We start from the raw sequence: 25627 nt of genomic DNA, 5'->3' as shown, positions 1-25627 counted from the left end.
CGCGAGAACGGTACTTGTTGCTCGCGAGAACGGACAGCCCCTGTCTCACCGGGCCTGAGCGCGGGCGTCCCGTTCAGGTGCCCTTGAGCGGCTCTCGTCGCCACTGTGAGGGCTTCCGCGGGTGGCCGCGGCCCCTCCGATAGCACTATATGCGGCAGTTCGAGTAATCTCTCAGACTTCGGTTGCCCCGGCTTCCCACGTTTGACGCAATCTGAGGATCAGAACGAGTCCCACCTTTGGTCGCGCTGGAGAACAAGTCTCTGACCTGCGTGGACATTAAGTGTACAAAGACTGGGGTGGGGTGTGGGTGGTTCTGATCCTCAGATTGCGACAGAGCCGGGTACCAGCCCCAGCAGGGCCGCGCATAGCACCCCGGTACCCGGCGGGGACGGGGCGCACGCGGTGGCCCCACGGAGCCAGCCGTGCAGTGCGAGCGTGCCCTTCTGGCCGCGCGGCGCGACCGGCCAGCCGTGCAGCGTGACCGGCCAGCCGCCCAGCGTGACCTGCGTGCCCTACTGGTCAAGCAACATGCCCTATTGGCCGTGCTGGTATTCGGGACGTGGCGGCCCTTGCCCGCTCTCGGCCCCTGACCACGGTGGTGCGCCCGTGGCCGGCGTGGTCAGCGACCCTGCCCGCTCCCCGGCACGTCCCACCCGGTAGTGTCGGTTCCGGACACCTACCAGCCACCCAGGAGCCCCGCGTGCTGCTTACCGTCGCCGTCATCGGTCCCGCCCACGCCCTCAAGGGCGAGGTCCGCCTTGCGATCCGCACCGACGACCCCCGGGGACGGCTCGCCCCCGGGACCACCCTGCCCGTGGAGGCCCCCGGCGGCTGGCAGGGGCCTGCACCCGCCACCCTGACCGTCTCGCGGCTGCGCTCCGACGGCGCCCGCTGGTTCGCCGCCTTTGAGGGGGTTCCTGACCGCACGGCCGCCGAGGCGCTGCGCGGCCTGCGCCTCCTGGTGGACACCGACGCCGAGGAACGTGACCCCGATCGCGACGACCAGGAGTGGTACCGCCACGAGCTCGTGGGCCTGCGTGCCCTCCACGTTGACGGGCACGTCCTGGGCACGGTGACGGACCTGGAGCCCGGCGTCGCCCAGGACCGGCTGGTGGTGCGCACCCCTGACGGGCAGGAGGTGGCGGTCCCCTTCGTGACCGCGCTGGTTCCGCAGGTCGACCTGGAGGCTGGCACCCTCACCCTGGATCCACCCGGCGGCCTCTTCCCCGCCCTGGGGCAGGCCGAGGAGGCGCGCTAGTGGCCGCCGCAGACCAGGGGCAGGCCCGCACACGCCGCTACGACGTCGTCACCATCTTCCCCGACTACTTCCAGGCCCTGGACCTGTCCCTCATTGGCAGGGCGCGCCAGGACCACCTCCTGGAGCTGCGGGTCCACGACCTGCGTGACTGGACCCACGACCGCCACCGCACCGTGGACGACACCCCGGTCGGCGGGGGCGCGGGCATGGTCATGCGTCCCGACGTGTGGGGTCGGGCCCTCGACGCCGTCCTGGACCTGCCCGCCCCGGGGACGGACCCGCTGACGACGACGGCTCCGGGTGGTGCTGCCCCCCTCCTAGCTGGCGGCGGGATCGAGCCAGGGCCTGGTGGCGCCGGGGCCGCCCCGGTCGGACCGTCTGGCCGTGCCGAGCTGCCCGCCCCGGCCGGACCGGGCCGTACCGAGCTGCCCGCCCCAGCCGGACCACACGGTGCCGGGGCGGTGGGGACGCCCACCCAGGCAGCCAGTACCGGGACGGTGGGGGCACCCACCCAGGCAGCCGGTACCGGGACGGACGCCCCGCAGCGGGGCCGCACTGTGCTCGTCATCCCCACCCCCGCCGGGGACGTCCTGACCCAGCGGGTCGTCGAGGACCTGGCCGGTGCCGAGCACCTGGTCCTGGCCTGCGGACGCTATGAGGGCATTGACTCCCGCGTCGCCGAGCACTACTGCGCCCGGGGCGTGGAGGTGCGTGAGCTCTCTGTCGGCGACTACGTCCTCAACGGCGGGGAGGCGGCCGCCCTGGTGGTGATCGAGGCCGTGGCCCGGCTCCTGCCCGGGGTCCTGGGCAACCCGGACTCCGTGGTCGAGGAGTCCCACGGCGCTGCCGGGCTGCTGGAGCACGAGGTCTACACCCGGCCCACCACCTGGCGGAACCTGGCTGTGGACCCGGTCCTGCTGTCGGGGGACCACGGCCGTATTGCCCGTGCCCGGCGGGACCAGGCCCTGACCCGCACCGCGCGGCGCCGTCCGGACATGGTCTCGGCCCTGGACGCCGCCGACCTGGACGCCGCCGACCGCGCCCGCCTGGCGGCCCTGGGCTGGGTGGTGCCGGTGGGGTGCGCCCACCCGGTGCCCGTAGGGCTGCGGGCCGCTGGTGTTGAGGACGCCCAGTCCCTGGCGGCCCTGGCGGCCCGTACCTTCCCCGACGCCTGCCCACCCTTCCTCGGCGAGGACCAGGTCGCCGAGCACATTGCGACCCACCTCACCGCAGAGCGCTTCAGTTCCTGGGCCGCGGACCCGCGTGTGCTCCTGACCCTGGCCTCCCTCGGGCGCGCGGTGCCGCCGGGGGCCGACGTGCCCGCCCCGGGGGAGGTGGTGGGCTACAGCGCCCTGATCCTGGAGCGCCGGGACGGCGGCCGCCTGCCCGAGGGGCTGGACGCCAGGCCGTCCTGCGTCCAGGTCGGGGACACGGATCTGGTGGCTGAGCTGTCCAAGGTGTACGTGGACGCCCGCCTGCGCGGCTCAGGCCTGGCCGCCGCGCTCCTGGAGCGGGCCCTCCACCAGGCCCGGCAGGCCGGGGCCACGCTGCTGTGGCTGGGTACCCACACCGGTAACAGGCGGGCCCAGAAGGCCTACCGGCGGGCCGGGTTCACGGTGGTGGGAACACGCAGCTACGACGTCGGCGGACGGGCCTGCCGCGACGTCGTCATGGTGCGTCGGCTCCCGGGACGCTGAGGGCGGCCACTGGCCCACTGGTCCCGGGGCTGCGGGCCAGCGGCCCCAGGCCACGAGCCCCGGCCCCGGGCGCGCGGTCGCAGCACCGACCCGGGCCTGCGGCCAGGTGGCGAGCAGGCGGCCCAGGCCGGCCGTTCGTCAGGGCGTGGGCGACGCGGCCGTCCACGTGGAAGCGGCCCCGGCCCAGGCCAGCCGTTCAGCCCGCGTCCTCCGCGTCATCCTCGTCCTCCTCGGGCGCAATGAGGAGGAGGTCAATGTGCAGTCCCAGCGGCCTGCCCGCGGCGTCGCGGGTCAGGTACACCGGGTAGGAGCCGTCACCGAACCCCGAGTGGCTCATGACGACGTTCTCGCCGTGGGTCGCCAGCGGCATGACGATATTGGCGAGTCCGGGCTGGTAGTGCTCCTCGGAGTCCATGAGCTCGAACCAGGAGGTCGGCTCCCCGCTGTCAAAGATCTCTTCGTACCAGTCGCACTCATCGTTCAGCTCGGGCATGCACCGCTCCACGGCGTCGGCGTCGACCATGCCCACGGTCCCGGCGTCCACGGGGACCAGCCAGCAGGTCCCGGGCTCCGGGGCGCCCTCGACAGAGGCCGCCGGCTCGACGCTGGCGGCCTCCCCCTCGGCCAGTACCAGGGAGAAGTAGGCCTCACAGTCGACCATGGTGACCCGTACCGGGTAGTCCCCCGGCGGGACCGCGAACTCGAGGCAGTCGTCGAGGTTGACGAACGGGTCGCAGACCCGCACCCGCCCCGAGGGCACGCGCAGCGTCCCCAGGTCGTGGACGCTCAGGGTCACCTCGTCCCCCTCGCCGTCGCGGACCGTACCGGGGTGCAGGGCGTGGAAGTCAGTGATCTTCATGCGGTGATGGTTCCGTAGCCGGTTCCGCGGTGTCAAACACGCCGTGAGGTCGCGCACGTCCTCGCCCCTGTGCTCGCCGCCCGCTGAGGGGCTGTGGCACACTTGCCTGGCCCCGGGCCCGGGAGCGGCTCTGCCACTGGGGAGCCCCTGCCGAGCGGGACCTGCGGGCACGAGCACCGACGCCCCGTGAGGTGTCGCCGACCAAGCGCCCATGACCAGTGGCACGTGCGTGGAGAAGAACCATGAACCTCATTGACCAGATCGACGCCGCCTCCCTGCGCGAGGACGTCCCCGCCTTCCGTCCTGGCGACACCGTCAAGGTGCACGTCAAGGTCGTGGAGGGGAGCCGTTCGCGTATCCAGGTGTTCCAGGGCGTGGTGATCGCGCGCTCCGGCGCCAGTGTCTCGGAGACCTTCACGGTCCGCAAGATCTCCTTCGGGGTGGGCGTGGAGCGCACCTTCCCGGTGCACACCCCCACTATCGACCGGATTGAGGTCGTCACCCGCGGTGACGTTCGTCGCGCCAAGCTGTACTACCTGCGCAACCTGCGCGGTAAGGCCGCCAAGATCAAGGAGCGTCGCGAGGCCTGACGTCCTGGGGCAGCCTTGCCCGCGGGTGAGGGCGTCCGTGACCACAGCGGTTGCGGGCGCCCTTTCGCGTGGCGGGTAGGTAGGATCACGGCAGGTTTCCGCGCCAGCGGAGCACACGAGTGAAGGGATTAGCGTGACCTCCGAGCAGGACGACGCCCAGCCCACCGCCGACGCCCGGGACGAGCCGCAGGACGACGCCTCCCAGGCCGACGACGCCGGGTCCCAGGGTGAGCCCCGGGACGGGTCCCAGGATGAGGCCGGTCCGCAGGACGACGCCCCGCAGGACCTCCCGCCCTCCTACCCGCCCCAGGAGCGCCCGACATCGTCGGACGACTCCGAGAGCAGCAGACCCGCACGTCGTCGGCCACGCCGAGGGTCCTTCCTGGTCCCCTTCGTCGTCATCCTCCTGCTCGTAGCGCTGTTCAAGACCTTTGTCATCCAGTACTTTGAGATTCCTACAGGATCCATGGAGAGCACGCTGGTCAGCGGTGACCGGGTAGCGGTGACCATGTACGACTCCGATGACATTAAACGCGGCGATATTATTGTCTTCCGCGATCCCGACCACTGGTTGACTGGCACTGACCCCACCGGTCTGAGAGGGCTCATCCGTGACGGACTCATCCTTATCCGGATCCTCCCGGAGGACTCGGGCCACCACCTCATTAAGCGTGTGATCGGAATGCCCGGGGACCGGGTCGTCTCCGACGGGCGGGGGACGGTCTCGGTCAACGGGGTGGTCCTTCACGAGACCTACGTCAAGGCGGGTGTCTCGCCCTCCGAGGTCGCCTTCGACGTCACCGTGCCCGACTCCATGGTCTGGGTCATGGGGGACAACCGCTCCAACTCCGCGGACTCCCGGCTGCACATGGATGACGTCCACGGCGGCTTCGTCCCCCTGAGCGACGTCGTGGGGGTGGCCAGGAGCATTATCTGGCCGGTGAGCCGCTGGGACGGCCTGGGCGGGGGAGAGGACGTCTTCGCTGGCGTCCCCGCGGCCCGGTGAGCCGCAGGCCAGCCTCCCGACCGGTCCCCGACCGCCTGGTCGAGCGCGCCCTCATGGAGCGGTTCCCGCTGGTGGGAGGCATGGACGAGGTCGGGCGAGGGGCGCTGGCCGGGCCGGTCACGGTGGGCCTGGCAGTCGTCGGCGCCGCCACGCCGGAGGACTTCCCCGCCGGCCTGGCGGACTCCAAGCTCCTGTCCGCCCGACGGCGTGAGGACCTGGTGGGACCGTGCCGGCAGTGGCTGGAGGACTGGGCCCTGGGCAGCTCGACGCCGGGTGAGATCGACGCCCACGGCATTGTCGGCGCCCTGAGGCTGGCGGGCCTGCGGGCCCTGGCGCAGGTCGCCGCCCGGGGCCACCTGCCCGACGTCGTGCTCCTGGACGGCAGCGCCGACTGGCTCAGCCAGCCCCGTGAGGACCTGCTCACGACGCTGGCGGGGCGGCCGGGCGCCGGGAACCAGGTGCCGGGTGCCGGTGCGGCCCGGGTGCCGGGTGCCGGTGGGGTGCTGGCCACCGGGGGGCCGGAGGACGGCCCGGGCGCCGGTGGGCCGGAGGACGCGGGCGCCAGGGAGGCTGGGGCCCGCGACCCGGGGGAGTACGGTGCCCCCCTGCCCCCCGGGCTCACCCCGCCAGTGCGCACCAGGGTGAGGGCCGACGCGCACTGCGCCGTCGTGGCCGCGGCCTCCGTCCTGGCCAAGGTCCACCGGGACGGGCTCATGAGGCAGCTGGAGGATCCCGGCTACGGCTGGGCCAGCAACAAGGGCTACGCGGCCCGGGCGCACGTGGAGGGGCTGGCGCGGCTGGGCGCAAGTGACCAGCACCGCCGTAGCTGGCGCCTGCCCGGCTTGGAGGAGCATGAACGTCAGGGCATGATAATCCAGTGAGTATTGAGGATCTTGAGGCCTACGAGAACGACCTGGAGTTAGAGCTCTACCGCGAGTACCGAGACGTGGTGAGCCTCTTCTCCTACGCCGTGGAGACGGAACGACGCTTCTACCTGACCAACTCCGTGGACGTCCAGGTGCGCACCAACGGCGGGGAGGTCTTCTTTGAGCTCACCCTGGAGGACGCCTGGGTGTGGGACATCTACCGGGCCTCCCGGTTCGTCAAGTCCGTCCAGGTCGTCACCTTCAAGGACGTCAACGTGGAGGAGCTGGCCAAGCCGGAGATGGGTCTGCCCTCCTGACGGCTGCCGGGGCGCAGGGGCTCGGCGAGTCGGCTGACGTCGCTGGCCAGGTCCCTGGCACCCCGGATCCGAGGGGCCTCATGACGTACGGTTGACATACCCGGGGCGCGGGGACGCGCGGCGTCACCCGTCGCCTCCAGCCTGTGGACAGGAGGTTTTCCACAGGTCCAGGGGCCCGCGGTGGCGCGGGCAGGACGCGGCGGTGCAGCCTCATGACGGAGGTGATCCGCATGACCACAACCCGTCCCGCCCCCCGGGACACCGACTTCTGCCAGCGACCTGCGAGACTTGCGCCCCGGGAGGTCGGGCGTCGCGGCGAGCAGATCGCAGCCCGGTACCTTACGGATCTGGGCTGGCAGGTCCTGGAGCGCAACTGGCGTCCCTCCTCCGGCCGTCGTGGCGGGCAAAGGAGGCCTGGCCAGCAGCCCGGACCAGGGGCCCCGGGCGCCCCGGGGTCCGCCGACCAGGCGCCAGACGGTCCGCGGCTGCGCGGGGAGCTCGACATTATCGCCCTCCAGCCCCGGGAAGGCTCCCGGCCCCGCCTGGTGGTCATTGAGGTCAAGACCCGCACCAGCACGCGACTGGGGCCGCCCGGTGCGGCGGTGGACGCCCGTAAGGTCGCCCGGCTGCGGGCCCTGGCCGGTGCCTGGGCGGCCAGCCACGAGGTACCTCACGAGGGCCTGCGCCTGGACGTCATCTCCCTGCTGCTGCGCCCCGGTCAGCCCGTGTTCCTGCGTCACCACGAGGGGGTGGGGGAGGGATGAGCCTCGCCCGGACCCTCGCTATCACCCTCACCGGCCTGGACGGCCACCTGGTGGACGTCGAGGCCCATGCCGCGCCCGGCCTGCCCAGCTTCACCCTGGTAGGGCTGCCCGACGCCGCCGTCAGGGAGTCGCGGGAGCGGGTGCGTGCCGCCCTGACCACCTGCGGCCTGCGCTGGGGGGAGCAGCGTCTGACCGTCAACCTCTCCCCGGCAGACCTGCCCAAGTCGGGTACCGGGCTCGACCTGGCCCTGGCCCTGGCGGTGCTGGGGGCTCGCGACGCCCTGCCCGCTCAGGCCCTGCCCGAGCTCGCCCGGACCGTCTACGTCGGTGAGCTCGGCCTGGACGGCAGCGTCCACGCCGTACGAGGGGTCCTGCCCTCCGTCCACGCCGCCGTCGCCGCCGGGGTGCGGGACGTCGTGGTCTCGGCCGCGTCCGCCAGCGAGGCGCGCCTGGTCCCGGGCGCCCAGGTCACGGCGGTGGCCCATGTGGGGGAGCTGGTGGATCGCTACGGGGGCAGGCTGCCGACGGCCACCTACCCGCTGGTGGAGCGGGCGCTCCAGGAGGTCACGGTGGGCACGGACCAGGAGCCTGAGCCCACCAGCCACCTGGACCTGGCTGACGTCGTCGGCCAGCGTGGTGCTCGTCACGCCCTGGAGGTCGCGGCGGCTGGCGGGCACCACCTGCTTCTCGTGGGCCCGCCGGGTGCCGGCAAGACCATGCTCGCCCAGCGCATGCCCACCATCCTGCCTCCCCTGGAGCCGTCCGACGCCGTCACCGTCACCGCTATCCACTCCCTGGCCGGGACCTTCCGCGCCGAGTCCGGCCTGCTGAGCACCCCGCCGCTGCGGGCCCCGCACCACACCGCCACCCGTGCCGCGGTCATCGGGGGCGGCAGCGGGACGCCGCGCCCTGGGGACGTGTCCCTGGCGCACTGCGGCGTCCTGTTCCTGGACGAGGCCCCGGAGTTCGCCAGCGGGGTCCTGGACTGCCTGCGCCAGCCCCTGGAGTCGGGCACGGTCTCGATCGACCGCGCCGCGGGACGGGCCACCTACCCGGCGGCCTTCCAGCTGGTCCTGGCGGCCAACCCCTGCCCCTGCGGGGGCGCCAGCGGGCGGGGGACCGGCTGCACCTGCACCTCGCTGCAACGACGGCGCTACTTCTCCCGGCTCTCCGGCCCCCTGCTGGACCGCGTGGACATCCAGGTCGAGGTCCGCCCCGTCAGCGCCACCGACCTGGCCCTGACCGAGGGCCCGGAGTCCAGCAGGACCGTGGCCGCCCGGGTGGCCGCCGCCCGGCAGCGGGCCGCACGGCGTCTGGCCGGTACGCCCTGGCGTCTGAACTGCCAGGTCCCGGGCCGGTACCTGCGCAGCGCCGCCTCAGGCACCGACCCGGCGGTCGTGGCGCGGCTCATGCGGGTCCTGGAGACCGGCGACCTGTCCCTGCGCGGCGCCGACAGGGTCCTGCGCCTGGCCTGGACCCTGGCCGACCTGGGGGGCCACGCCTCACCCACCCTGGAGGACCTTGGCGGTGCCATGGCCCTGAGAATGAGAGGAGCACGCCCATGACGTCCCTGCCCTACGACGTCCACGACGAGGCCCTGGCACGTGCCACCTGGTCCCGCCTGGTGGAGCCCGCCGACGCCGCGGCCGCCGCCCTGGTCGGTCACCTGGGTGCGGGCCCGGCCCTGGAGTGGCTCCTGTCCGAGGGCCTGACCTCTGAGGGGGAGGCGCGCACCAGCCCCCGCCCGCCCCTGCCCTCGTGCCACGACGCCGCCGTCGCCAGTGCCCGCTGGGCCCAGGCGGTAGGCAGGTGGGCGCCGCGTCTGAGCGGGCTGGACATCCGCCGTGAGCTCGATGTCCTGGAGCGCCTGGGCGGGAGCCTGCTCACCCCGGGTGACCCGTGGTGGCCCCCGGGCCTGGGTGAGCTGGCCCAGCCACCCATGTGCTTGTGGGTGAGGGGGGATCCTGCCCTCCTGGTCAGCGCCCAGGACCAGGACCTCCTGGAGGGGGCGTCCCAGCCGCAGGAGGGTCAGGGGACCGGTGGGGAGTCGGATGAGGAGGACGCTGGCGGGCCCGAGGACCAGGAGTCCCCCGACGAGGATCCGCCGGAGGAGCGGACCGTGGAGCAGGAGGCCTTAGAGGAGCTGCCCCGGGGGTGGGGTCTCCCGGACCGCCCGCCCACCCGGGAGGACCGGGTCCCTCACGGCGTGGCCACGGGGTACTGCCTGGCCGTGGTGGGGGCGCGGGCCTCTACCGCCTACGGGGAGGAGGTCGCCACCGAGCTGGCCGGGGGCCTGGCGGCGGCTGGCTGCGTGGTGGTCTCCGGGGGCGCCTATGGGATTGACGCGGCGGTCCACCGCGGCGCCCTGGCCCGCGGCCGCACGGTCAGCGTGAGCGCCGGGGGAGTGGACCGCCTCTACCCTGGCGGCAACACGGCCCTGCTGGAGGCCGTCATCCGGCAGGGCGCCCTGGTGGCCGAGGTCCCGCCGGGCTGCAGCCCCGCCCGGCACCGGTTCCTGAGCCGCAACCGCCTGATCGCCGCCATGACGCAGGCGACGGTGGTGGTCGAGGCCGCCTGGCGCTCCGGCGCCCTATCGACCGCCCGCTGTGCCCAGGACCTGGGGCGTCCCCTGGGTGCCGTGCCCGGCCCGGTCACCTCCATGGCCTCGGTCGGCTGCCACCGGATCCTGCGGGCCGGTGCGGTCCTGGTCACTGACGTCGACGAGGTGCTGGAGCTCCTCCTGCCCGTAGGCACCCAGGACGCCGACGCCCGCAAGGAGGCCCAGCCCCGCAACCAGGGCCAGGGGCTCCTGGACGGGCTCGACGGCGACGCCGCCCTGGTCATGGACGCCCTCCCGGCTCGGCGGTCGGCCGGCGTGGAGTCCGTGGCGCGTAGCGCCGGGCTCTCCGTCCCCCAGGTCCTGGCGGCCCTGGGCCTGCTGGAGCTGTCCGGGCGTGTGCAGCAGGAGGGGGAGCGGTGGCGTCGTAAGGTGTCCGCATGAGCGAACACGGGCCCGCAGGCGCTGGGGCGTCCCGGAGGGGCGTCGGCGGGGGCCGGAGTCGGTCCCGGACCAGGGGAGCCGCCGCCCGCACCGGGAGCGGTGACGGCGCCCGTACCGGGGACGGCCCGGGCGGGTCCGCACGGAGCCCCCAGGCCGACGCCGCCCCGGGGGGGCAGGACGGCCCCGGGCTCACCCGGGGTGCGCTCACGCAGGACTTTGCCCGGTACCTGGATTTTCAGCGGGGTCTGTCCCGGCACACCGTGCGCGCCTACACCGGTGACCTGGACGCGCTCCTGACCTTCCTGGGGGCGGGACCGGACCAGGAGGCTGACGTCAGCGCCGTCCTGGCGGTCCTGAGCCTGGCCGACCTGCGGGCGTGGCTCGCGGACCAGGCCGCGACGGGCCACTCGCGTGCCACCATGGCCCGCCGCGGTGCCACCATCCGGACCTTCTCCACCTGGGCCCACCGCCGCGGCCTGCTGGGGTCCGACGTGGCGGTCCGCCTGCGCTCGCCCCGGGCTGACAACCGCCTGCCCACGGTCCTGAGCCAGGACCAGGCCCGCCAGGTCATGGAGGTGGCCGGGCAGGCGGCGCGGGGTGACAGGCCGTTGTCGGTACGGGACCACGCGATCCTGGAGATCCTCTACGCCAGCGGGATCCGGGTCTCTGAGCTGGTGGGCCTGGACCGGGCTGACCTCGACCCCTCCCGACGCACCCTGCAGGTCGTGGGTAAGGGGGACAAGGACCGGGTGGTCCCCTACGGCCTGCCTGCCGCCCGGGCGCTGTCACGGTGGCTGGCCGTGCGCGGCCGCCTGGCGGGGCCGGGGTCGGGGGACGCCGTCTTCCTGGGTGCGCGTGGGGGGCGGATCGACCCGCGCACGGTGCGTCAGGTCGTCCACCGCGCGACGGCTGCCGCCGGGGTCCCGGACCTCGGCCCCCACGGGCTGCGCCACTCCGCTGCCACCCACGTGCTCAGCGGAGGGGCCGACCTGCGCAGTGTCCAGGAGATCCTGGGGCACTCCTCCCTGGCGACGACGCAGCGCTACACCCACGTCACACCAGAGCGCCTGCGCACGGCCTACGCCCAGGCCTTCCCCCGCGCCTGAGGAGCCACGGCGCACCAGCGCCCCACTCGCTCCTCCCCTCCTCCTCTCCCTCCCTCCCCACCGCGAGAACGGTACTTATTGCTCGCGAGAACGGTACTTGTTCGTCGCGAGAACGGTACTTGTTTCTCGTGAGAACGGGCTGTGCCCCTGCTGGCGCCACCTCTGAGAGGCATATCACCTTATATGACCGGTCGTCCCCGCCCGGGCGGGGTGCCCACCACCGTCATAGGTGCTGCCGCACGGCGTCGTCCTTGCCTGTGCCCCGATTCCGGGTGGGCCCGTCTTGGCTACCACACGCCCCAGGGCCCGCAGCCGGGGCTGGCCCGGGCCCGTCCCGGCCTCGTGCCGGTAGGGCCGTGTGCCGGGGCCGGGCGGCTGCCGTACGCGGCGGTCGGCCCCGGGCGGGGACGGCACGACAGGCCCTTCTCGGTCTCAGCCAGTGGGATGAGGGACTGTTCATGTCTTTCCGACACGGGCTCCGACCAGCTCTGGCGATAGGCTCACCCCCGACATACAGCATCCTTGATGACCGGGAGGACATCCCCATGGCACAACCCAGTCCCAGTTACACCGTCGCCCTGCGCCTTGAGGTCCCCGCGACCCAGAAGGTCGTCGCGGCGCTGGTGGACACCGCGACCGCGACCGGAGCCATTGTCACCGGTGTCGACGTTGCCGAGGCGGACAACGACACCCTCATCGTCGACCTGACCGCGGACACCCGTGACTCCGTGCACCGTGGCGAGCTCGTCAAGGCCGTCCAGACCATTGACGGCGTCGTGGTGAACAATGTCGGTGACTCGACCTTCCTGGCCCACGTGGGCGGGAAGATCGAGATCGCCTCGAAGTACCCCATCCGCAACCGGCGTGACCTCGCGCGGGTCTACACCCCGGGGGTGGCCCGCGTGTGCAAGGCCATCTACGACCACCCCGAGCGCGCCCGCCAGCTGACCATTAAGAAGAATACGGTCGCCGTGGTCACCGACGGTACCGCCGTCCTGGGCATGGGTGACATCGGGCCCTCGGCGGCGATGCCGGTCATGGAGGGCAAGGCCGTGCTCTTCAAGCAGTTCGGCGACGTGGACGCCTGGCCCGTGGCCCTGGACACCAAGGACCCCGAGGAGATCATCGCCATCTGCAAGGCGATCGCCCCCGCCTACGGCGGTATCAACCTGGAGGACATCGCGGCGCCCAAGTGCTTTGACATTGAGGCGCGTCTGCGTGAGGAGCTCGACATCCCGGTCTTCCACGACGACCAGCACGGTACCGCGATCGTGACCCTGGCCGCCCTCATTAACGCCCTGAGGATCGTGGGCAAGAGGATCGAGGACGTGCGCATCGTCCTGTCCGGCGTCGGCGCGGCGGGCAGCGCCATCGCCAAGCTCCTCATGGCCCACGGCGCGACCGACATCGTGGGCTACGGACGCACCGGGGCCCTGGTGGCCACCGACACCGAGGGGATGAACGAGCACCGCAGGTGGCTGGCGGAGAACACCAACCCCAGGGGCGTGACGGGCTCCCTCAAGGAGGGGCTCAAGGGCGCCGACGTCTTCATCGGCGTCTCCTCGGGCAACCTGCTCCAGCCCTCGGACCTGTCCGTCATGGCCAAGGACGCGATCGTCTTCGCCATGGCCAACCCGACGCCGGAGGTGGACCCGATCGGGGCCGCCGACCACGCCGCCGTGGTGGCCACGGGCCGCTCGGACTACCCCAACCAGATCAACAACGTCCTGGCCTTCCCGGGCCTGTTCCGCGGCCTGCTGGACACGGGGATCACGAACATCTCCACCGAGCTGCTGCGGGCCGCCGCCACCGGTATCGCCTCGGTGATCTCCCAGGAGGAGCTCAGCCCGGTCTACGTCATCCCCGGCGCCTTCGACAAGCGTGTGGCCAAGGAGGTCGCCCGGGCCGTGCGACGGTTCGCCGACGCCTGAGCGACCTGGGGCCGGGCGGGTGACCGCCGTCGCGCCTTAGCTCCTGGGGGCCGGGGGAGGGGGAGGCCGAGGTCCTGCGTGAGCTCTCCCGCGACTCTTAGCTCCTGGGGGCCGGGGGAGGGGACCTCTCCCGGCCCCCGGCCCGCTGACGACGGAGATATGGTCAGGGTCACTGGCTGCTGGTTTGACCGGTGGGGCCGGGATCTGGTTTAGTTATCTGCTGTCGCCGCGCGGGGTCCACTCGGATTCCACGCACGACACGGAGGATCCGTCGCAGGGCGCCCCAGCTTGCTGAGACCGAGGTCACTTGGTTTTCGCTTGCTGGAGTCAAGACGCTCTGCTAAGGTACTCCAGGCGCTTGCGAGGTGCTGCTCGTCCTGTCCCCTGAGGGCATGGCGGGCGACGTCGCTGGGTGTGTTGTTTGAGATCTCGATAGTGTGTCTTGTTTTTGTGTGTTTTGTTTGTCTGGTTTTTTGCTGGGTGTGTTCTGGGTGCGTCTTGTTGTGGGCGTGTTCCTGGGGTGTGCTTGGCTTGTTTTGTTTGTCTGGGTGGTGCTGGTTCCTGGGGGGCTTGTGTTTCCTGGGTTCGTGGTGTCTCCTGGGTGATTGGTTTTTTTGGAGAGTTTGATCCTGGCTCAGGACGAACGCTGGCGGCGTGCTTAACACATGCAAGTCGAACGGGCCTGCTCCTTGTGGGTGGGTTAGTGGCGAACGGGTGAGTATCACGTGAGTAACCTGCCCCCTGCTCCTGGATAACGCTCTGAAAGGGGTGCTAATACGGGGTGTGCTGGTGCTGCCGCATGGTGGTGCCGGGATAGGTTCCCCTTTTTTTGGGGTTCTGGTGGGGGATGGGCTCGCGGCCTATCAGCTTGTTGGTGGGGTGATGGCCTACCAAGGCGGTGACGGGTAGCCGGCCTGAGAGGGTGGACGGCCACACTGGGACTGAGACACGGCCCAGACTCCTGCGGGAGGCAGCAGTGGGGGGTATTGCGCAATGGGCGGAAGCCTGACGCAGCGACGCCGCGTGAGGGACGGAGGCCTTCGGGTTGTGAACCTCTTTCGCCGGTGGAGAAGGCGCCCCCGTGTGGGGTGCTGACTGTAGCCGGGTTAAGAAGCGCCGGCTAACTACGTGCCAGCAGCCGCGGTAATACGTAGGGCGCGAGCGTTGTCCGGAGTTACTGGGCGTAAAGGGCTTGTAGGCGGCTGGTCGCGTCCGCCGTGAAATCCCCTGGCTCAACCGGGGGCGTGCGGTGGGTACGGGCCGGCTTGAGTGCGGTAGGGGAGGCTGGAACTCCTGGTGTAGCGGTGGAATGCGCAGATATCAGGAAGAACACCGGTGGCGAAGGCGGGTCTCTGGGCCGTTACTGACGCTGAGGAGCGAGAGCGTGGGGAGCGAACAGGATTAGATACCCTGGTAGTCCACGCCGTAAACGTTGGGCACTAGGTGTGGGGGGCCTCTTCCGGGTCGTCCGCGCCGTAGCTAACGCATTAAGTGCCCCGCCTGGGGAGTACGGCCGCAAGGCTAAAACTCAAAGGAATTGACGGGGGCCCGCACAAGCGGCGGAGCATGCGGATTAATTCGATGCGACGCGAAGAACCTTACCAGGGCTTGACATGGGCCGGTCGTCCGCGGAGACGCGGGCTCCCCTTGCGGGGCCGGTCCGCAGGTGGTGCATGGTTGTCGTCAGCTCGTGTCGTGAGATGTTGGGTTAAGTCCCGCAACGAGCGCAACCCCTGTCCCGTGTTGCCAGCACGTCGTGGTGGGGACTCGCGGGAGACTGCCGGGGTCAACTCGGAGGAGGGTGGGGACGACGTCAAATCATCATGCCCCTTATGTCCTGGGCTTCACGCATGCTACAATGGCCGGTACAGAGGGTTGCGATGCCGTGAGGCGGGGCGAATCCCTTAAAGCCGGTCTCAGTTCGGATCGGTGTCTGCAACTCGACACCGTGAAGCTGGAGTCGCTAGTAATCGCGGATCAGCAACGCCGCGGTGAATACGTTCTCGGGCCTTGTACACACCGCCCGTCACGTCATGAAAGCCGGTGACGCCCGAAGCCCGTGGCCCCACGGGGAGCGGTCGAAGGCGGGGCTGGTGATTGGGACGAAGTCGTAACAAGGTAGCCGTACCGGAAGGTGCGGCTGGATCACCTCCTTTCTAGGGATCTAGGGGCCTGCGAGGGGGCGGGGGGCGCGCACGGGCGCGTCCCCGGGTCCCCTCGTGGCCCGTCGGGAGGGGCCGGACGGACGGATGCACGGGAGCACGCTCCCCTCTCACCCTGCGTTCTGCTGGGTGGGTGGGGGGTGCCCGCCCTCTTTCTGCTGCTTCCTGCGCGTGTGCGTGGGGTGTGGTGGTGGGGGGTGGGGGCATGCTGTCGGGGTCTGGGGCTGCGTGCCCTTTTGTGTCCTGCTTCTGCTTCTCTCCTGGTTGTTTGCTGCTGCTTGTTTGGTGGTGGTGTGGGGGGTTGTGGGGGTGTGGGTGGGTTGGTTGTGAACTGTATAGTGGACGCGAGTATCTTTGTTCTCTGTGGTGTGTTTTTGTTGTGTGCCTCGCGCCCGGGTCCTGCTGCGCTGTTCGTGGTGTGGTGGGTTCTGGGGCGTGGTTTCTGCCTGTGTTGTGTGTTGTTTTTATGGGCGTTCGGTGGATGCCTTGGCACCAGGGGCCGATGAAGGACGTGGTGGACTGCGATAAGCCTCGGGGAGCCGTCTTGCGGGCCTTGATCCGAGGGTTTCCGAATGGGGGGACCCGGCGCCCGTCACGGGGCGTCACCCGCGTCTGAATGTATAGGGCGTGTGGGGGTTACGCGGGGAAGTGAAACATCTCAGTACCCGTAGGAGAGGATATTCCGTGAGTAGTGGCGAGCGGAAGCGGATGATGGCTGAAACCGTCGTGGTGCTGGTTACCCGGCAGGGTCTGCCGCGGCGGGGTTGTGGGGTCGTGCCGTCCTGTTCCTGCCGGGGCGGGGGCGTGGTGAGAAACCGTGGTGGTAGCCGAACCCCCTGGGACGGGGGGCCGTGGAGGGTGAGAGCCCCGTAGGCGGAACTGCCTCGGCCGCGCTGGCACGGTGCCCGAGTAGCACGGGGCACGTGGAATCCTGTGTGAATCTGCTGGGACCACCCGGCTGCCTGAATACCTCCTGGTGACCGATAGCGGAGTAGTACCGTGAGGGAACGGTGAAAAGTACCCCGGGAGGGGAGTGAAAGAGTACCTGAAACCGGGCGCCTACGAGCCGTCAGGGCCCTTGCGCCCCCCCGTTTTTCGTGGGGGGTGGGGGGTGGTGGCGTGCCTATTGAAGAATGAGCCTGCGAGTCAGTGGCGTGTCGCGAGGTTAACCCGTTGTGGGGTAGCCGTAGCGAGGGCGAGTCCGAAGAGGGCGTCTAGTGGCGCGTCCTGGACCCGAAGCGGGGTGATCTACCCATGGCCAGGCTGAGGCACGTGTAAGAGCGTGTGGAGGGCCGGACCCGCCTGGGTTGAAAACCGGGGGGATGAGCTGTGGGTAGGGGTGAAAGGCCAATCAGACTCCGTGATAGCTGGTTCTCCCCGAAATGCATTTGGGTGCAGCGTCGCGTGGTCCCCGGCGGAGGTAGAGCTACTGGTTGGCTGATGGGCCCCACAGGGTTACTGGGGTCAGCCAAACTCCGAATGCCGTCGGGTGCGAGCGCGGCAGTGAGACCGCGGGGGATAAGCTCCGTGGTCGAGAGGGGAACAGCCCGGACCGCCGGCTAAGGCCCCTAAGCGCGCGCTAAGTGGGAAAGGATGTGCGGCCGCGGTGACAACCAGGAGGTTGGCTCAGAAGCAGCCACCCTTGAAAGAGTGCGTAACAGCTCACTGGTCAAGTGGTCGTGCGCCGACAATGTAGCGGGGCTCAAGCGCGCCGCCGAAGCCGCGGACCCTCCTTGGCCCCTCCTCGTGGGGGGTGGGGGGTGGTAGGGGAGCGTCCTGTGCTGGGTGAAGCCGGTGGGGTGACCCCTGGTGGACGGTGCGGGAGCGAGGATGCAGGCATGAGTAGCGAGACCGGGGTGGGAGTCCCCGGCGCCGTGTGACCAAGGGTTCCAGGGGAAGGTTCGTCCGCCCTGGGTGAGTCGGGGCCTAAGGCGAGGCCGACAGGCGTAGTCGATGGGTGACGGGTTGATATTCCCGTACCGGTGGGGCACCGCCCGTGCTGACTGGTGGGTGCTAACCCACGCCGGGTGCCGCCTTCTTCCCCTGCCGCGGGTTTCGGCCCGGGTGGGGGTGGTGGCGTCCTGGTCTGGGGGTCCTCCGCCTTGGTAGGCAAGCGTGTTAACAGGGGTGACGCACAGTGGTAGCCTCCGCGGGCCTGATGGCTTGGCCCGTCCAACCGTGTGGCCCGTCCCCCAGGTAAATCCGGGGGGCTGTCTTTGGTGACGAGGGTGAGGCGGGACGGTGACCTGCCCCGTGGGGCGGGGAAGCAGGGTGATCCTGTGGTGCCTAGAAAAGCCTCGACGCGATGGTGTGAGCCGCCCGTACCCTATACCGACACAGGTGGTCCGGCAGAGTATGCCGAGGCGGGCGGGTGAACCGTGGTGAAGGAACTCGGCAAGATGCCCCCGTAACTTTGGGAGAAGGGGGGCCCTGTCCCCTGAGGCCCCGTGCGGGCTGGGGGGGCGGGCCGCAGAGACCAGGGGGGAGCGACTGTTTACTAAAAACACAGGTCCGTGCGAAGCCGTAAGGCGATGTATACGGACTGACGCCTGCCCGGTGCTGGAAGGTCAAGAGGATCCGTCAGCCCCCCGCGGGGGGTGAAGCGGTGAGTTCAAGCCCCAGTAAACGGCGGTGGTAACTATAACCATCCTAAGGTAGCGAAATTCCTTGTCGGGTAAGTTCCGACCTGCACGAATGGCGTAACGACTCCCCCGCTGTCTCCACCACGGGCCCGGTGAAATTGCACTACGAGTAAAGATGCTCGTTACGCGCAGAAGGACGGAAAGACCCCGGGACCTTTACTGCAGCTTGGTATTGGCGTCCGCCGTGTCCTGTGCAGGATAGGTGGGAGGCGTGGATCCCGGCGCGCCAGCGTCGTGGGGAGCCGTTGTTGGGATACCACTCTGGGTGCGGCGTGCGCCTGAACCTCGGCCCGTGACCCGGGTCAGGGACAGTGCCTGGTGGGTAGTTTAACTGGGGCGGTTGCCTCCTAAAGGGTAACGGAGGCGCTCAAGGGTCCCCTCAGCCTGGTCGGTAACCAGGTGTCGAGTGCAAGCGCACAAGGGGGCTTGACTGCGAGACCGACGGGTCGGGCAGGTGCGAAAGCAGGAGCTAGTGATCCGGCGGCCCCGTGTGGGTGGGCCGTCGCTCAACGGATAAAAGGTACCCCGGGGATAACAGGCTGATCCTGCCCAAGAGTCCATATCGACGGCATGGTTTGGCACCTCGATGTCGGCTCGTCGCATCCTGGGGCTGGAGCAGGTCCCAAGGGTTGGGCTGTTCGCCCATTAAAGCGGTACGCGAGCTGGGTTTAGAACGTCGTGAGACAGTTCGGTCCCTATCCTCTGCGCGCGTTGGAGGCCTGAGGGGGCCTGTCCCTAGTACGAGAGGACCGGGACGGACGGACCTCTGGTGTGCCAGTTGTCCCGCCAGGGGCACGGCTGGTTGGCTACGTCCGGGAGGGGTAACCGCTGAAGGCATCTAAGCGGGAAACCATCCCCGAGACCAGGCCTCCGCACGACCACCCCTGCTGGGGTGGTGTGGTAGGCCCCCGGTAGACGACCGGGTTGATAGGCCGGGCGTGGAAGCGGGGTGACCCGTGGAGCTGACCGGTACTAACAGGCCGACACAACACACAAACACACGCGAACGAGCACGCGTCAGGCACACGGAGCGTGCCACGGACCACCCCCCAGGCGGGGGTGGGCGTCCACTATACGGTCCACGACCAACCCCCACCACACACGCTGGTCCGCACCACACCGGTGCACGAGCGGGCGTGGGACACACGAGAACAGAACACGGGGCACGCACACCACCGGGACACCACCCCCCACACCCGGGGGGCCACAGTAGCCCGTGGGAGCCCCTACCAGGCCCGTCCTGGTGGTCATAGCGGGGGAGCCACGCCCGGCCCCATACCGAACCCGGAAGCTAAGACCCCCAGCGCCGATGGTACTGCACCCGCCAGGGTACGGAAGAGCAGGACACCACCAGGACACAACAACACAACTACACAAGAGGTCCCGAGAAGTGAGCGGGTGCATATGACACGTGCTTGCTCCCACCAGGTGCCTTATTGTATAGTGTTCTCGCTGACGCGGGGTGGAGCAGTTCGGTAGCTCGCCGGGCTCATAACCCGGAGGTCGCAGGTTCGAATCCTGCCCCCGCTACGAGACGGCGGCCCGGTTCCAGGAAGTACCCTGGAACCGGGCCGTTTGTGTTATACCCTCCCAGGACCCGCCTCCAACCTCCCCGCCCCGAGGGGTGTGGTGGAGCACAATATCCCCATGATCAACGGCGAACTCATTGACCTGTCATCAGACCGCTACCAGGCCCGGATCGCGACCTGTGGTGCCACGCTCGTCCACCTGCGCCGCGACCACCGCGACCTGATCGTCCCCTTCGACGCCGAGAACTGCCTCCCGTCAGGCTGGCAGGGCAAGACCCTCATCCCCTGGCCCAACCGCATTGCGGGCTCGCGCTACACCTACCGTGGGACCACCTACCTGGTCGGCTGCAACGAGCCCGAGACCGGCGCCGCCCTCCACGGCCTGGCGGGCTGGGCCGACTGGAGCGTCTCGGAGGTATCCGGCGACGCCGTCGTCCTGGGCCTGACCATCCCCGCCTCCTACGCCTACCCGTGGAGCCTGGAGGCCACCGCCCGCTTCCGCCTGGACCCGGCCGGGGGCCTGGCCCTGAGCATCACCACCACCTGCGTGGGAGCCGCCGCCCCCACCACCCCCGCCACCCTGACGGTGAGCGCCCCTGAGGTGGACGGACACCTGGCACCCGCCCCCTACTCGGTCTCCACCCACCCCTACCTCACCCGGTCCGTCCCCCTGGACGACTGCGTCCTGACCTCCCCCGGCAGCCAGGTCCTGGACGTGGACCCCGCCACCATGGCCCCCACCCACCTGCGGGACGTGACCGGCACCGACTGGGACTGGCGTCAGGGCCGCCTCGTCGGGGTCACTACCACCGACAACGCCTACACGGGCCTGCCGCAGGGTACCTGGCAGGTCCGCCTGGCCCGCGCCACCGGCGGCCCCGCCGTCGTCATGCGTTCTGACGCCCCCTGGGTCCAGCTCTACACCGCCGACCACATGGGCCGCCGCGGGGTGGCGGTGGAGCCCATGACCGGCGCGCCCAACGTCTTCAACAGCGGCCAGGGGCTGGTGACCCTGGAGGTCGGCCGGTCCCACACCTTCGACGTCGCCCTGTACGAGGAGGACTGAGGCGGCCTCAGGCACGGTGGGGTGTGTCTAACTCCATGAGGGCGGGGCGCCGGGGGCCCATAGACTGGCGCGGGTGCGCCCCCGGTCCCGCCCTGGGACCGCCCGTGTCTGACCTCATCCCAAGTCCCACCGCTTAGAGAAACGAAAGAGCAGTGAACGCACGTCCTCTCAGTGTCGCCGTCATCGGGGCCGGCCCCGCAGGTATCTACGCCTCCGACATCCTGTCCAAGTCCGGGCTGGACGTCTCCATTGACCTCTTTGAGCGGCTCCCCGCCCCCTACGGGCTGGTACGCTACGGCGTCGCCCCGGACCACCCGCGTATTAAGCAGATCATTGTGGCCCTGTACAAGATCCTCCAGCGCGGGGACATTCGCCTGATCGGCAACGTGGAGGTGGGCCGGGACCTGTCGGTCGCCGAGCTGCGCGAGCACTACGACGCCCTCGTCTTCTCCACCGGGGCGGACACCGACGCCCCCCTGGACATCCCCGGCGTGGACGCCCCCGAGTGCTACGGCGGCGCCGACTTCGTCTCCTGGTACGACGGGCACCCCGACCACCCGCGCACCTGGGACCTGAGTGCCAAGGAGGTGGCCGTCATCGGCGTGGGCAATGTGGGCCTGGACATTGCCCGGATCCTGGCCAAGCACGCCGAGGACCTCATGGTCACCGAGGTCCCCGCCAACGTGGCCGAGATCCTGCGGACCAACCAGGCCACCGACGTCCACGTCTTCGGCCGTCGTGGGCCCGCCCAGGTCAAGTTCACCCCCCTGGAGCTGCGTGAGCTGGGCAAGCAGCCTGACGTCAACGTCCTGGTGGACGAGGAGGACTTCGAGTACGACGAGGGCTCGCAGGCCGCCCTGGCCGCCTCCAACCAGCAGCGTCAGGTCGTCAAGGCCCTGGAGGGCTACGCCATGGCCGAGCCGGAGGACCTCACCGCCTCCCACCGTATCCACATCCACCTCTTCTCCGCCCCCCACGAGGTCCTCACCGACGAGGACGGGCACGTGCGGGCCCTGCGCACCGAGCGTACCCGGCTGACCGGCGACGGCACCGTCACCGGCACCGGCGTCTACCGTGACTGGCCCGTCCAGGCCGTCTACCGTGCCGTCGGCTACGCCTCGACCCCCGTCAAGGGCCTGCCCTTCGACTCCGAGAACCACGTCCTGCCCAACGCGGGTGGCCGGGTCCTGGGTGAGGACGGGGAGCCGATCACCGGCGTCTACGCCACCGGCTGGGTCCGGCGCGGCCCGGTGGGCCTCATTGGCTCCACCAAGTCCGACGCCCAGGAGACCATTACCAACCTGGTGGCTGACGCGCAGGCCGGCCTGCTGCACGCTGACACCGATGACGCCAGCCAGGTCGGGCACGACGCCGTCACGGTGCTCCTGACCAGGCGCGGCGTGCCCTTCACCACCTGGCAGGGGTGGGAGCTGCTGGACGCCTACGAGCGCCAGCTCGGCCAGGACTACGGGGAGGTGGTGGTGACCTCCGGGCAGTCCAAGGGCCGCGAGCGCGTCAAGGTGGTCTCCCGTGAGGCCATGACCGCCATCTCCCGCAGCCAGGAGGTCCCCGAGGACCTCATCGCCGCCCCCGAGGCCGACCGGGTCCCGGACCGCGTGGCCCACCGCCTGGAGGGCTGAGGGCGTCCGTACGGTGCGGCCAGGCCCGGGGGTGCGTTAGAATCTGCGTGCTGTGGCGCCGGGCACGTGCGCCCCTGGTTCCGGCGAGGAAGGATCGAGTATGCGTATTGGTGTTCCCACCGAGGTCAAGGACAGTGAGTACCGGGTGGCCCTGACCCCCGCCGGGGTGGACGCCCTGGTGCGGCGGGGCCACCAGGTGACCGTCCAGACCGGGGCGGGGGAGGGCTCGGCCATTGCCGACGCCGCCTACGCCGACGCCGGGGCCGACCTCACCCAGGACGTCGCGGCGCTGTGGGGGAGCAGCGAGATGGTCCTCAAGGTCAAGGAGCCCGTGGCCAGTGAGTACGCCTACCTGCGTCCCGGCCTGCTGCTGTTCACCTACCTCCACCTGGCCGCCAACCGGCCCCTGACCCGTGAGCTCCTGGAGCGGCGCGTCACCTCCGTCGCCTACGAGACCGTCCGGACCTCGGACGGCGCCCTGCCCCTGCTGGCTCCTATGAGCGAGATCGCCGGCCGCCTGGCCGCCCAGGTCGGTGCCGACTGCCTGCTGCGCCCCCACGGCGGGGCCGGGGTGCTGCTGGGGGGCGCTGCCGGGGTGCGTCGCGGTGACGTCGTCGTCCTGGGCGGTGGTACCGCTGGCCTGGCCGCGGCGCGGGTGGCCGCGGGCATGGGCGCGGACGTCACCGTCCTGGACGTCAACCCGCAGGTCATGCGTCGTATTGAGGAGGTCACCGGCGGGGCTGTGCGCACCCGCTACTCCACGCCCCTGGACGTGGCCCGGGCGTGCGCGGGCGCGGACCTGGTCATTGGCGCGGTCCTGGTGCCCGGGGCCCGCACCCCCACCCTGGTGACCCGCCAGATGGTGGCCGGGATGCGCCCGGGCAGCGTCCTGGTGGACGTCGCCATTGACCAGGGCGGCTGCTTTGAGGACTCCCGTCCCACCACCCACGCCGAGCCCACCTACACCGTGGAGGGCTCCACCTTCTACTGCGTGGCCAATATGCCCGGCGCCGTGCCCCACACCTCCACCTACGCCCTGACCAACGCGACCCTGCCCTACGCGCTGGCCCTGGCGGACTCCGGCTGGCGCCAGGCCTGCCTGGAGCACCCCGACCTCGCCCAGGGCCTGACCACCTACGAGGGCCGCCTCTACGCCGCCGGTGTCGCCCAGGCCCTGGGGCTGGAGGCCGGGGACCCGGGGGTCCTGCTCGCCTGAGCGGCCCGGGCCGCCGGGGCGGGACGCCGTCGCGTAACCCGCAGGACGTGCGTGACATACTTGGGGTATGAGCACGATCTTGAGGACCGATCTGGACACCAGCTTCTCCAGTCGTGTCCAGGGTGCTGGGTGCGGGAGCCTGGTGGTGACGAAGGCTGAGGTCCGTCACGCTGACGGTCCTGGTGGGCCGCAGGTACTGATTCAGGTATGGCTCGTTGACCGGCGCGGAGGCGAGTCCTGGGATCTTCGGGACTACGCGGAGGTTGACGACGTGGTGCGTTCCCTGGCGGACGAGGTGTACGGGGCTGGTACCGATGTGAGTGTCGTCTTTGCCTCGGACGACGCTCGTGCCGCCTAGGACGAGAGCGGTCATGAGTCAACGTCTCATCCATCCGCATGAGTTGGTCGGGCTTGCCGCGGAGCTGGCAGGGCGTGGTACCGGCCCCGAGGACGTCCAGAAGGTCAAACTGCGACATGCTACGAGCACTGCCTACTACGCTTGTTTCCACCTGTTGTCCCAGTTGACTGTGCAGCGTCTTCTGGGGCCGTCTTGGACGGTTAACCATGCGAATGTCGCCAGGTGGATTACCCATACCGGTCTTAAGAATCTTTGTGAGGCTGGACGGGGACGAGGTAACGAGGCGCTGAGGGCCGCGCTTGAGCCGATTGACCCGCGCCTGAAGGGTGTGTGTAAGATGTTTATCACCCTTCAAGAGGCCCGTGAGAGCGCGGACTACGACAGTCTCTATAGCGTGTCGAAGGCCGTGGCATTGACGAACGTCGCGCTTGCGGAGCAGTTTATGACGCTTGTGGAGGAGCTCTCGGAGGAGGGCGAGCCGAGTTTCGAGCGTCTCCTGCGGCTGGCTCTCGGCGGGGAGAGGATCGCAAAGAGGCGGTGATATTTATTTCCTGGCCGGAGGCCGGGGACCCGGGGGTCCTGCTTGCCTGAGCGGCCCGGGCCGCCGGGTCGGGACGCCGTCGCGTAACCCGCGGGACGCACCGGTTCCTGTAGGGGGCCGGCCGGGCCCACGCGGGTACCCGGGGGCCCGCCGCCTCGTCCACAGCCTGGACACAGGTAGCCTTCCTAGACTTGCCCCATGCACGGGACGAACCACCACAACGGCCTCAAGACCGCCGTCCTCCTGGGCGTCATGTGGGGCCTGCTCATCCTCATTGGCTACCTCCTGGCCCAGTGGACCAGGTCATCGGTCTGGTTCCTCATAATGCCGCTTATTGGCGTGGCGCAGACCGCCTACTCCTACTGGAACTCGGACAGGATCGCCGTGCGCTCCATGGGGGCGGTCGAGGTGACCGAGGCCCAGGCCTCGGCCATGTACCGGATCGTGCGTGAGCTCTCGGCGACCGCGGGCCAGCCCATGCCGCGCCTGTACGTGGCCCCGACCATGAGCCCCAACGCCTTTGCCACCGGGCGCGACCCGGCCCACGCCGCCGTGTGCTGCACCCAGGGCATCCTCCAGCTCCTCAACGAGCGTGAGCTGCGCGGCGTCCTGGGCCACGAGCTCTCCCACGTCTACAACCGCGACATCCTCACCGGCTCCATTGCCGCAGGCATCGCCGGGATCATCTCCTCGGTGGCCACCATGTTCTTCTGGCTCGGTGGCGGCGCCAGGCGCGACCGGGACGACGGGGCCTCGGGCCTCGCCCTGCTCCTCATGGTGCTGCTCGCCCCGCTGGCCGCCAGCGTCACCCAGTTCGCCGTCTCACGCACCCGGGAGTACGACGCCGATCACGACGGGGCCATCCTGACCAATGACCCGCTGGCCCTGGCCAGCGCCCTGGGCAAGCTGGAGTCGGGCGTCTCGCGCGTGCCCATGGGCAGGGACCCCCGTGTGGAGCCGGTCAGCGCCATGATGATCGCCAACCCGTTCGGGCGGCTGAGGAGCCTGTTCTCCACCCACCCGCCCATGGCCGACCGCATTGCCCGCCTGGAGGAGATGGCCGGGTACTAGCGTCAGG

Annotated in this window: 18 protein-coding genes, 1 tRNA gene and 3 rRNA genes; 21 read left to right on the top strand and 1 reads right to left on the bottom strand. The window is 70.1% G+C overall.

The window, feature by feature from the left end; translation table 11 throughout:
- The first annotated feature begins 700 nt into the window (after positions 1–700).
- Both rimM and JJJ15_RS03905 read left to right on the top strand, forming a co-directional pair.
- Positions 701–1258: a ribosome maturation factor RimM gene (gene rimM, locus JJJ15_RS03910; protein WP_200511510.1), complete on the top strand. Its 558-nt coding sequence runs from the start codon at positions 701–703 to the stop codon at positions 1256–1258.
- Entirely contained in the window at positions 1258–2955 is a 1698-nt protein-coding gene (locus tag JJJ15_RS03905; RefSeq protein ID WP_200511509.1) for a GNAT family N-acetyltransferase, read from the top strand. Before rimM ends, JJJ15_RS03905 begins: the two co-directional genes overlap by 1 nt.
- A 196-nt stretch (positions 2956–3151) precedes the next feature.
- Here the strand turns inward: JJJ15_RS03905 and JJJ15_RS03900 are convergent, their stop codons facing one another.
- Positions 3152–3814 carry a DUF4241 domain-containing protein gene (locus JJJ15_RS03900; RefSeq protein WP_200511508.1) on the bottom strand — a complete coding sequence of 221 codons (663 nt, stop codon included), beginning with the start codon at positions 3812–3814 and terminating at the stop codon, positions 3152–3154.
- A gap of 242 nt (positions 3815–4056) precedes the next feature.
- Between JJJ15_RS03900 and rplS the strand changes: the two genes are divergently transcribed.
- The 19 genes from rplS to htpX all read left to right on the top strand — a co-directional run bounded on the left by rplS (position 4057) and on the right by htpX (position 25620).
- A complete protein-coding gene (gene rplS, locus JJJ15_RS03895) occupies positions 4057–4404 on the top strand; it encodes a 50S ribosomal protein L19 (RefSeq protein ID WP_106109553.1) in 348 nt (115 codons plus the stop codon).
- A gap of 133 nt (positions 4405–4537) precedes the next feature.
- Positions 4538–5410 (top strand): signal peptidase I, encoded by an 873-nt coding sequence (lepB, locus tag JJJ15_RS03890; protein WP_200511507.1) that lies wholly within the window; start codon positions 4538–4540, stop codon positions 5408–5410.
- 53 nt (positions 5411–5463) lie between these two features.
- Entirely contained in the window at positions 5464–6291 is an 828-nt protein-coding gene (locus tag JJJ15_RS03885) for a ribonuclease HII (protein WP_200511922.1), read from the top strand.
- Positions 6288–6593, top strand: a complete 306-nt coding sequence (locus JJJ15_RS03880; protein WP_106109552.1) for a DUF2469 domain-containing protein — start codon at positions 6288–6290, stop codon at positions 6591–6593. The genes JJJ15_RS03885 and JJJ15_RS03880 overlap by 4 nt, the downstream gene beginning before the upstream one ends.
- A 230-nt stretch (positions 6594–6823) precedes the next feature.
- Positions 6824–7357, top strand: a complete 534-nt coding sequence (locus JJJ15_RS03875) for a YraN family protein (RefSeq protein WP_106110710.1) — start codon at positions 6824–6826, stop codon at positions 7355–7357.
- Positions 7354–8922: a YifB family Mg chelatase-like AAA ATPase gene (locus JJJ15_RS03870; protein WP_106109551.1), complete on the top strand. Its 1569-nt coding sequence runs from the start codon at positions 7354–7356 to the stop codon at positions 8920–8922. Before JJJ15_RS03875 ends, JJJ15_RS03870 begins: the two co-directional genes overlap by 4 nt.
- A complete protein-coding gene (locus JJJ15_RS03865; protein ID WP_200511506.1) occupies positions 8919–10358 on the top strand; it encodes a DNA-processing protein DprA in 1440 nt (479 codons plus the stop codon). The genes JJJ15_RS03870 and JJJ15_RS03865 overlap by 4 nt, the downstream gene beginning before the upstream one ends.
- On the top strand, positions 10355–11464 hold the full coding sequence (locus JJJ15_RS03860) for a tyrosine recombinase XerC (RefSeq protein WP_200511505.1): 1110 nt from the start codon (positions 10355–10357) through the stop codon (positions 11462–11464). Before JJJ15_RS03865 ends, JJJ15_RS03860 begins: the two co-directional genes overlap by 4 nt.
- A gap of 545 nt (positions 11465–12009) precedes the next feature.
- Positions 12010–13395 carry an NAD-dependent malic enzyme gene (locus tag JJJ15_RS03855; RefSeq protein ID WP_200511504.1) on the top strand — a complete coding sequence of 462 codons (1386 nt, stop codon included), beginning with the start codon at positions 12010–12012 and terminating at the stop codon, positions 13393–13395.
- Between the two features lie 611 nt (positions 13396–14006).
- Positions 14007–15551 (top strand): 16S ribosomal RNA (locus JJJ15_RS03850).
- A 460-nt stretch (positions 15552–16011) separates the two neighbouring features.
- Positions 16012–19194 (top strand): 23S ribosomal RNA (locus tag JJJ15_RS03845).
- 244 nt (positions 19195–19438) lie between these two features.
- Positions 19439–19555, top strand: a 5S ribosomal RNA gene (rrf, locus tag JJJ15_RS03840).
- The 16S, 23S and 5S rRNA genes sit together here with 1 tRNA gene alongside, the layout of an rRNA operon.
- A 100-nt stretch (positions 19556–19655) precedes the next feature.
- Positions 19656–19729: transfer RNA gene (locus tag JJJ15_RS03835), tRNA-Met, on the top strand.
- 117 nt (positions 19730–19846) lie between these two features.
- A complete protein-coding gene (locus JJJ15_RS03830) occupies positions 19847–20794 on the top strand; it encodes an aldose epimerase (RefSeq protein WP_200511503.1) in 948 nt (315 codons plus the stop codon).
- Positions 20795–20946: 152 nt separating this feature from the next.
- Positions 20947–22434: an FAD-dependent oxidoreductase gene (locus JJJ15_RS03825; RefSeq protein ID WP_200511502.1), complete on the top strand. Its 1488-nt coding sequence runs from the start codon at positions 20947–20949 to the stop codon at positions 22432–22434.
- A gap of 100 nt (positions 22435–22534) precedes the next feature.
- The gene (gene ald, locus JJJ15_RS03820; protein WP_200511501.1) at positions 22535–23650 is read left to right on the top strand and encodes an alanine dehydrogenase; all 1116 of its coding nucleotides are present in this window, start codon (positions 22535–22537) and stop codon (positions 23648–23650) included.
- Positions 23651–23717: 67 nt separating this feature from the next.
- Positions 23718–24008 (top strand): hypothetical protein, encoded by a 291-nt coding sequence (locus JJJ15_RS03815; protein ID WP_200511500.1) that lies wholly within the window; start codon positions 23718–23720, stop codon positions 24006–24008.
- 13 nt (positions 24009–24021) lie between these two features.
- The gene (locus tag JJJ15_RS03810; RefSeq protein WP_200511499.1) at positions 24022–24549 is read left to right on the top strand and encodes a hypothetical protein; all 528 of its coding nucleotides are present in this window, start codon (positions 24022–24024) and stop codon (positions 24547–24549) included.
- A gap of 198 nt (positions 24550–24747) precedes the next feature.
- Positions 24748–25620, top strand: coding sequence for a zinc metalloprotease HtpX (gene htpX / locus JJJ15_RS03805; protein ID WP_106109544.1), 873 nt, complete (start codon positions 24748–24750; stop codon positions 25618–25620).
- Positions 25621–25627 lie beyond the last annotated feature (7 nt).

It is taken from the genome of Actinomyces sp. HMT897 (assembly GCF_016626125.1).
Taxonomy (GTDB): domain Bacteria; phylum Actinomycetota; class Actinomycetes; order Actinomycetales; family Actinomycetaceae; genus Actinomyces.
Note: the sequence above shows the minus strand (reverse complement) of the source record. Positions and strands in the feature narration are given on the sequence as shown.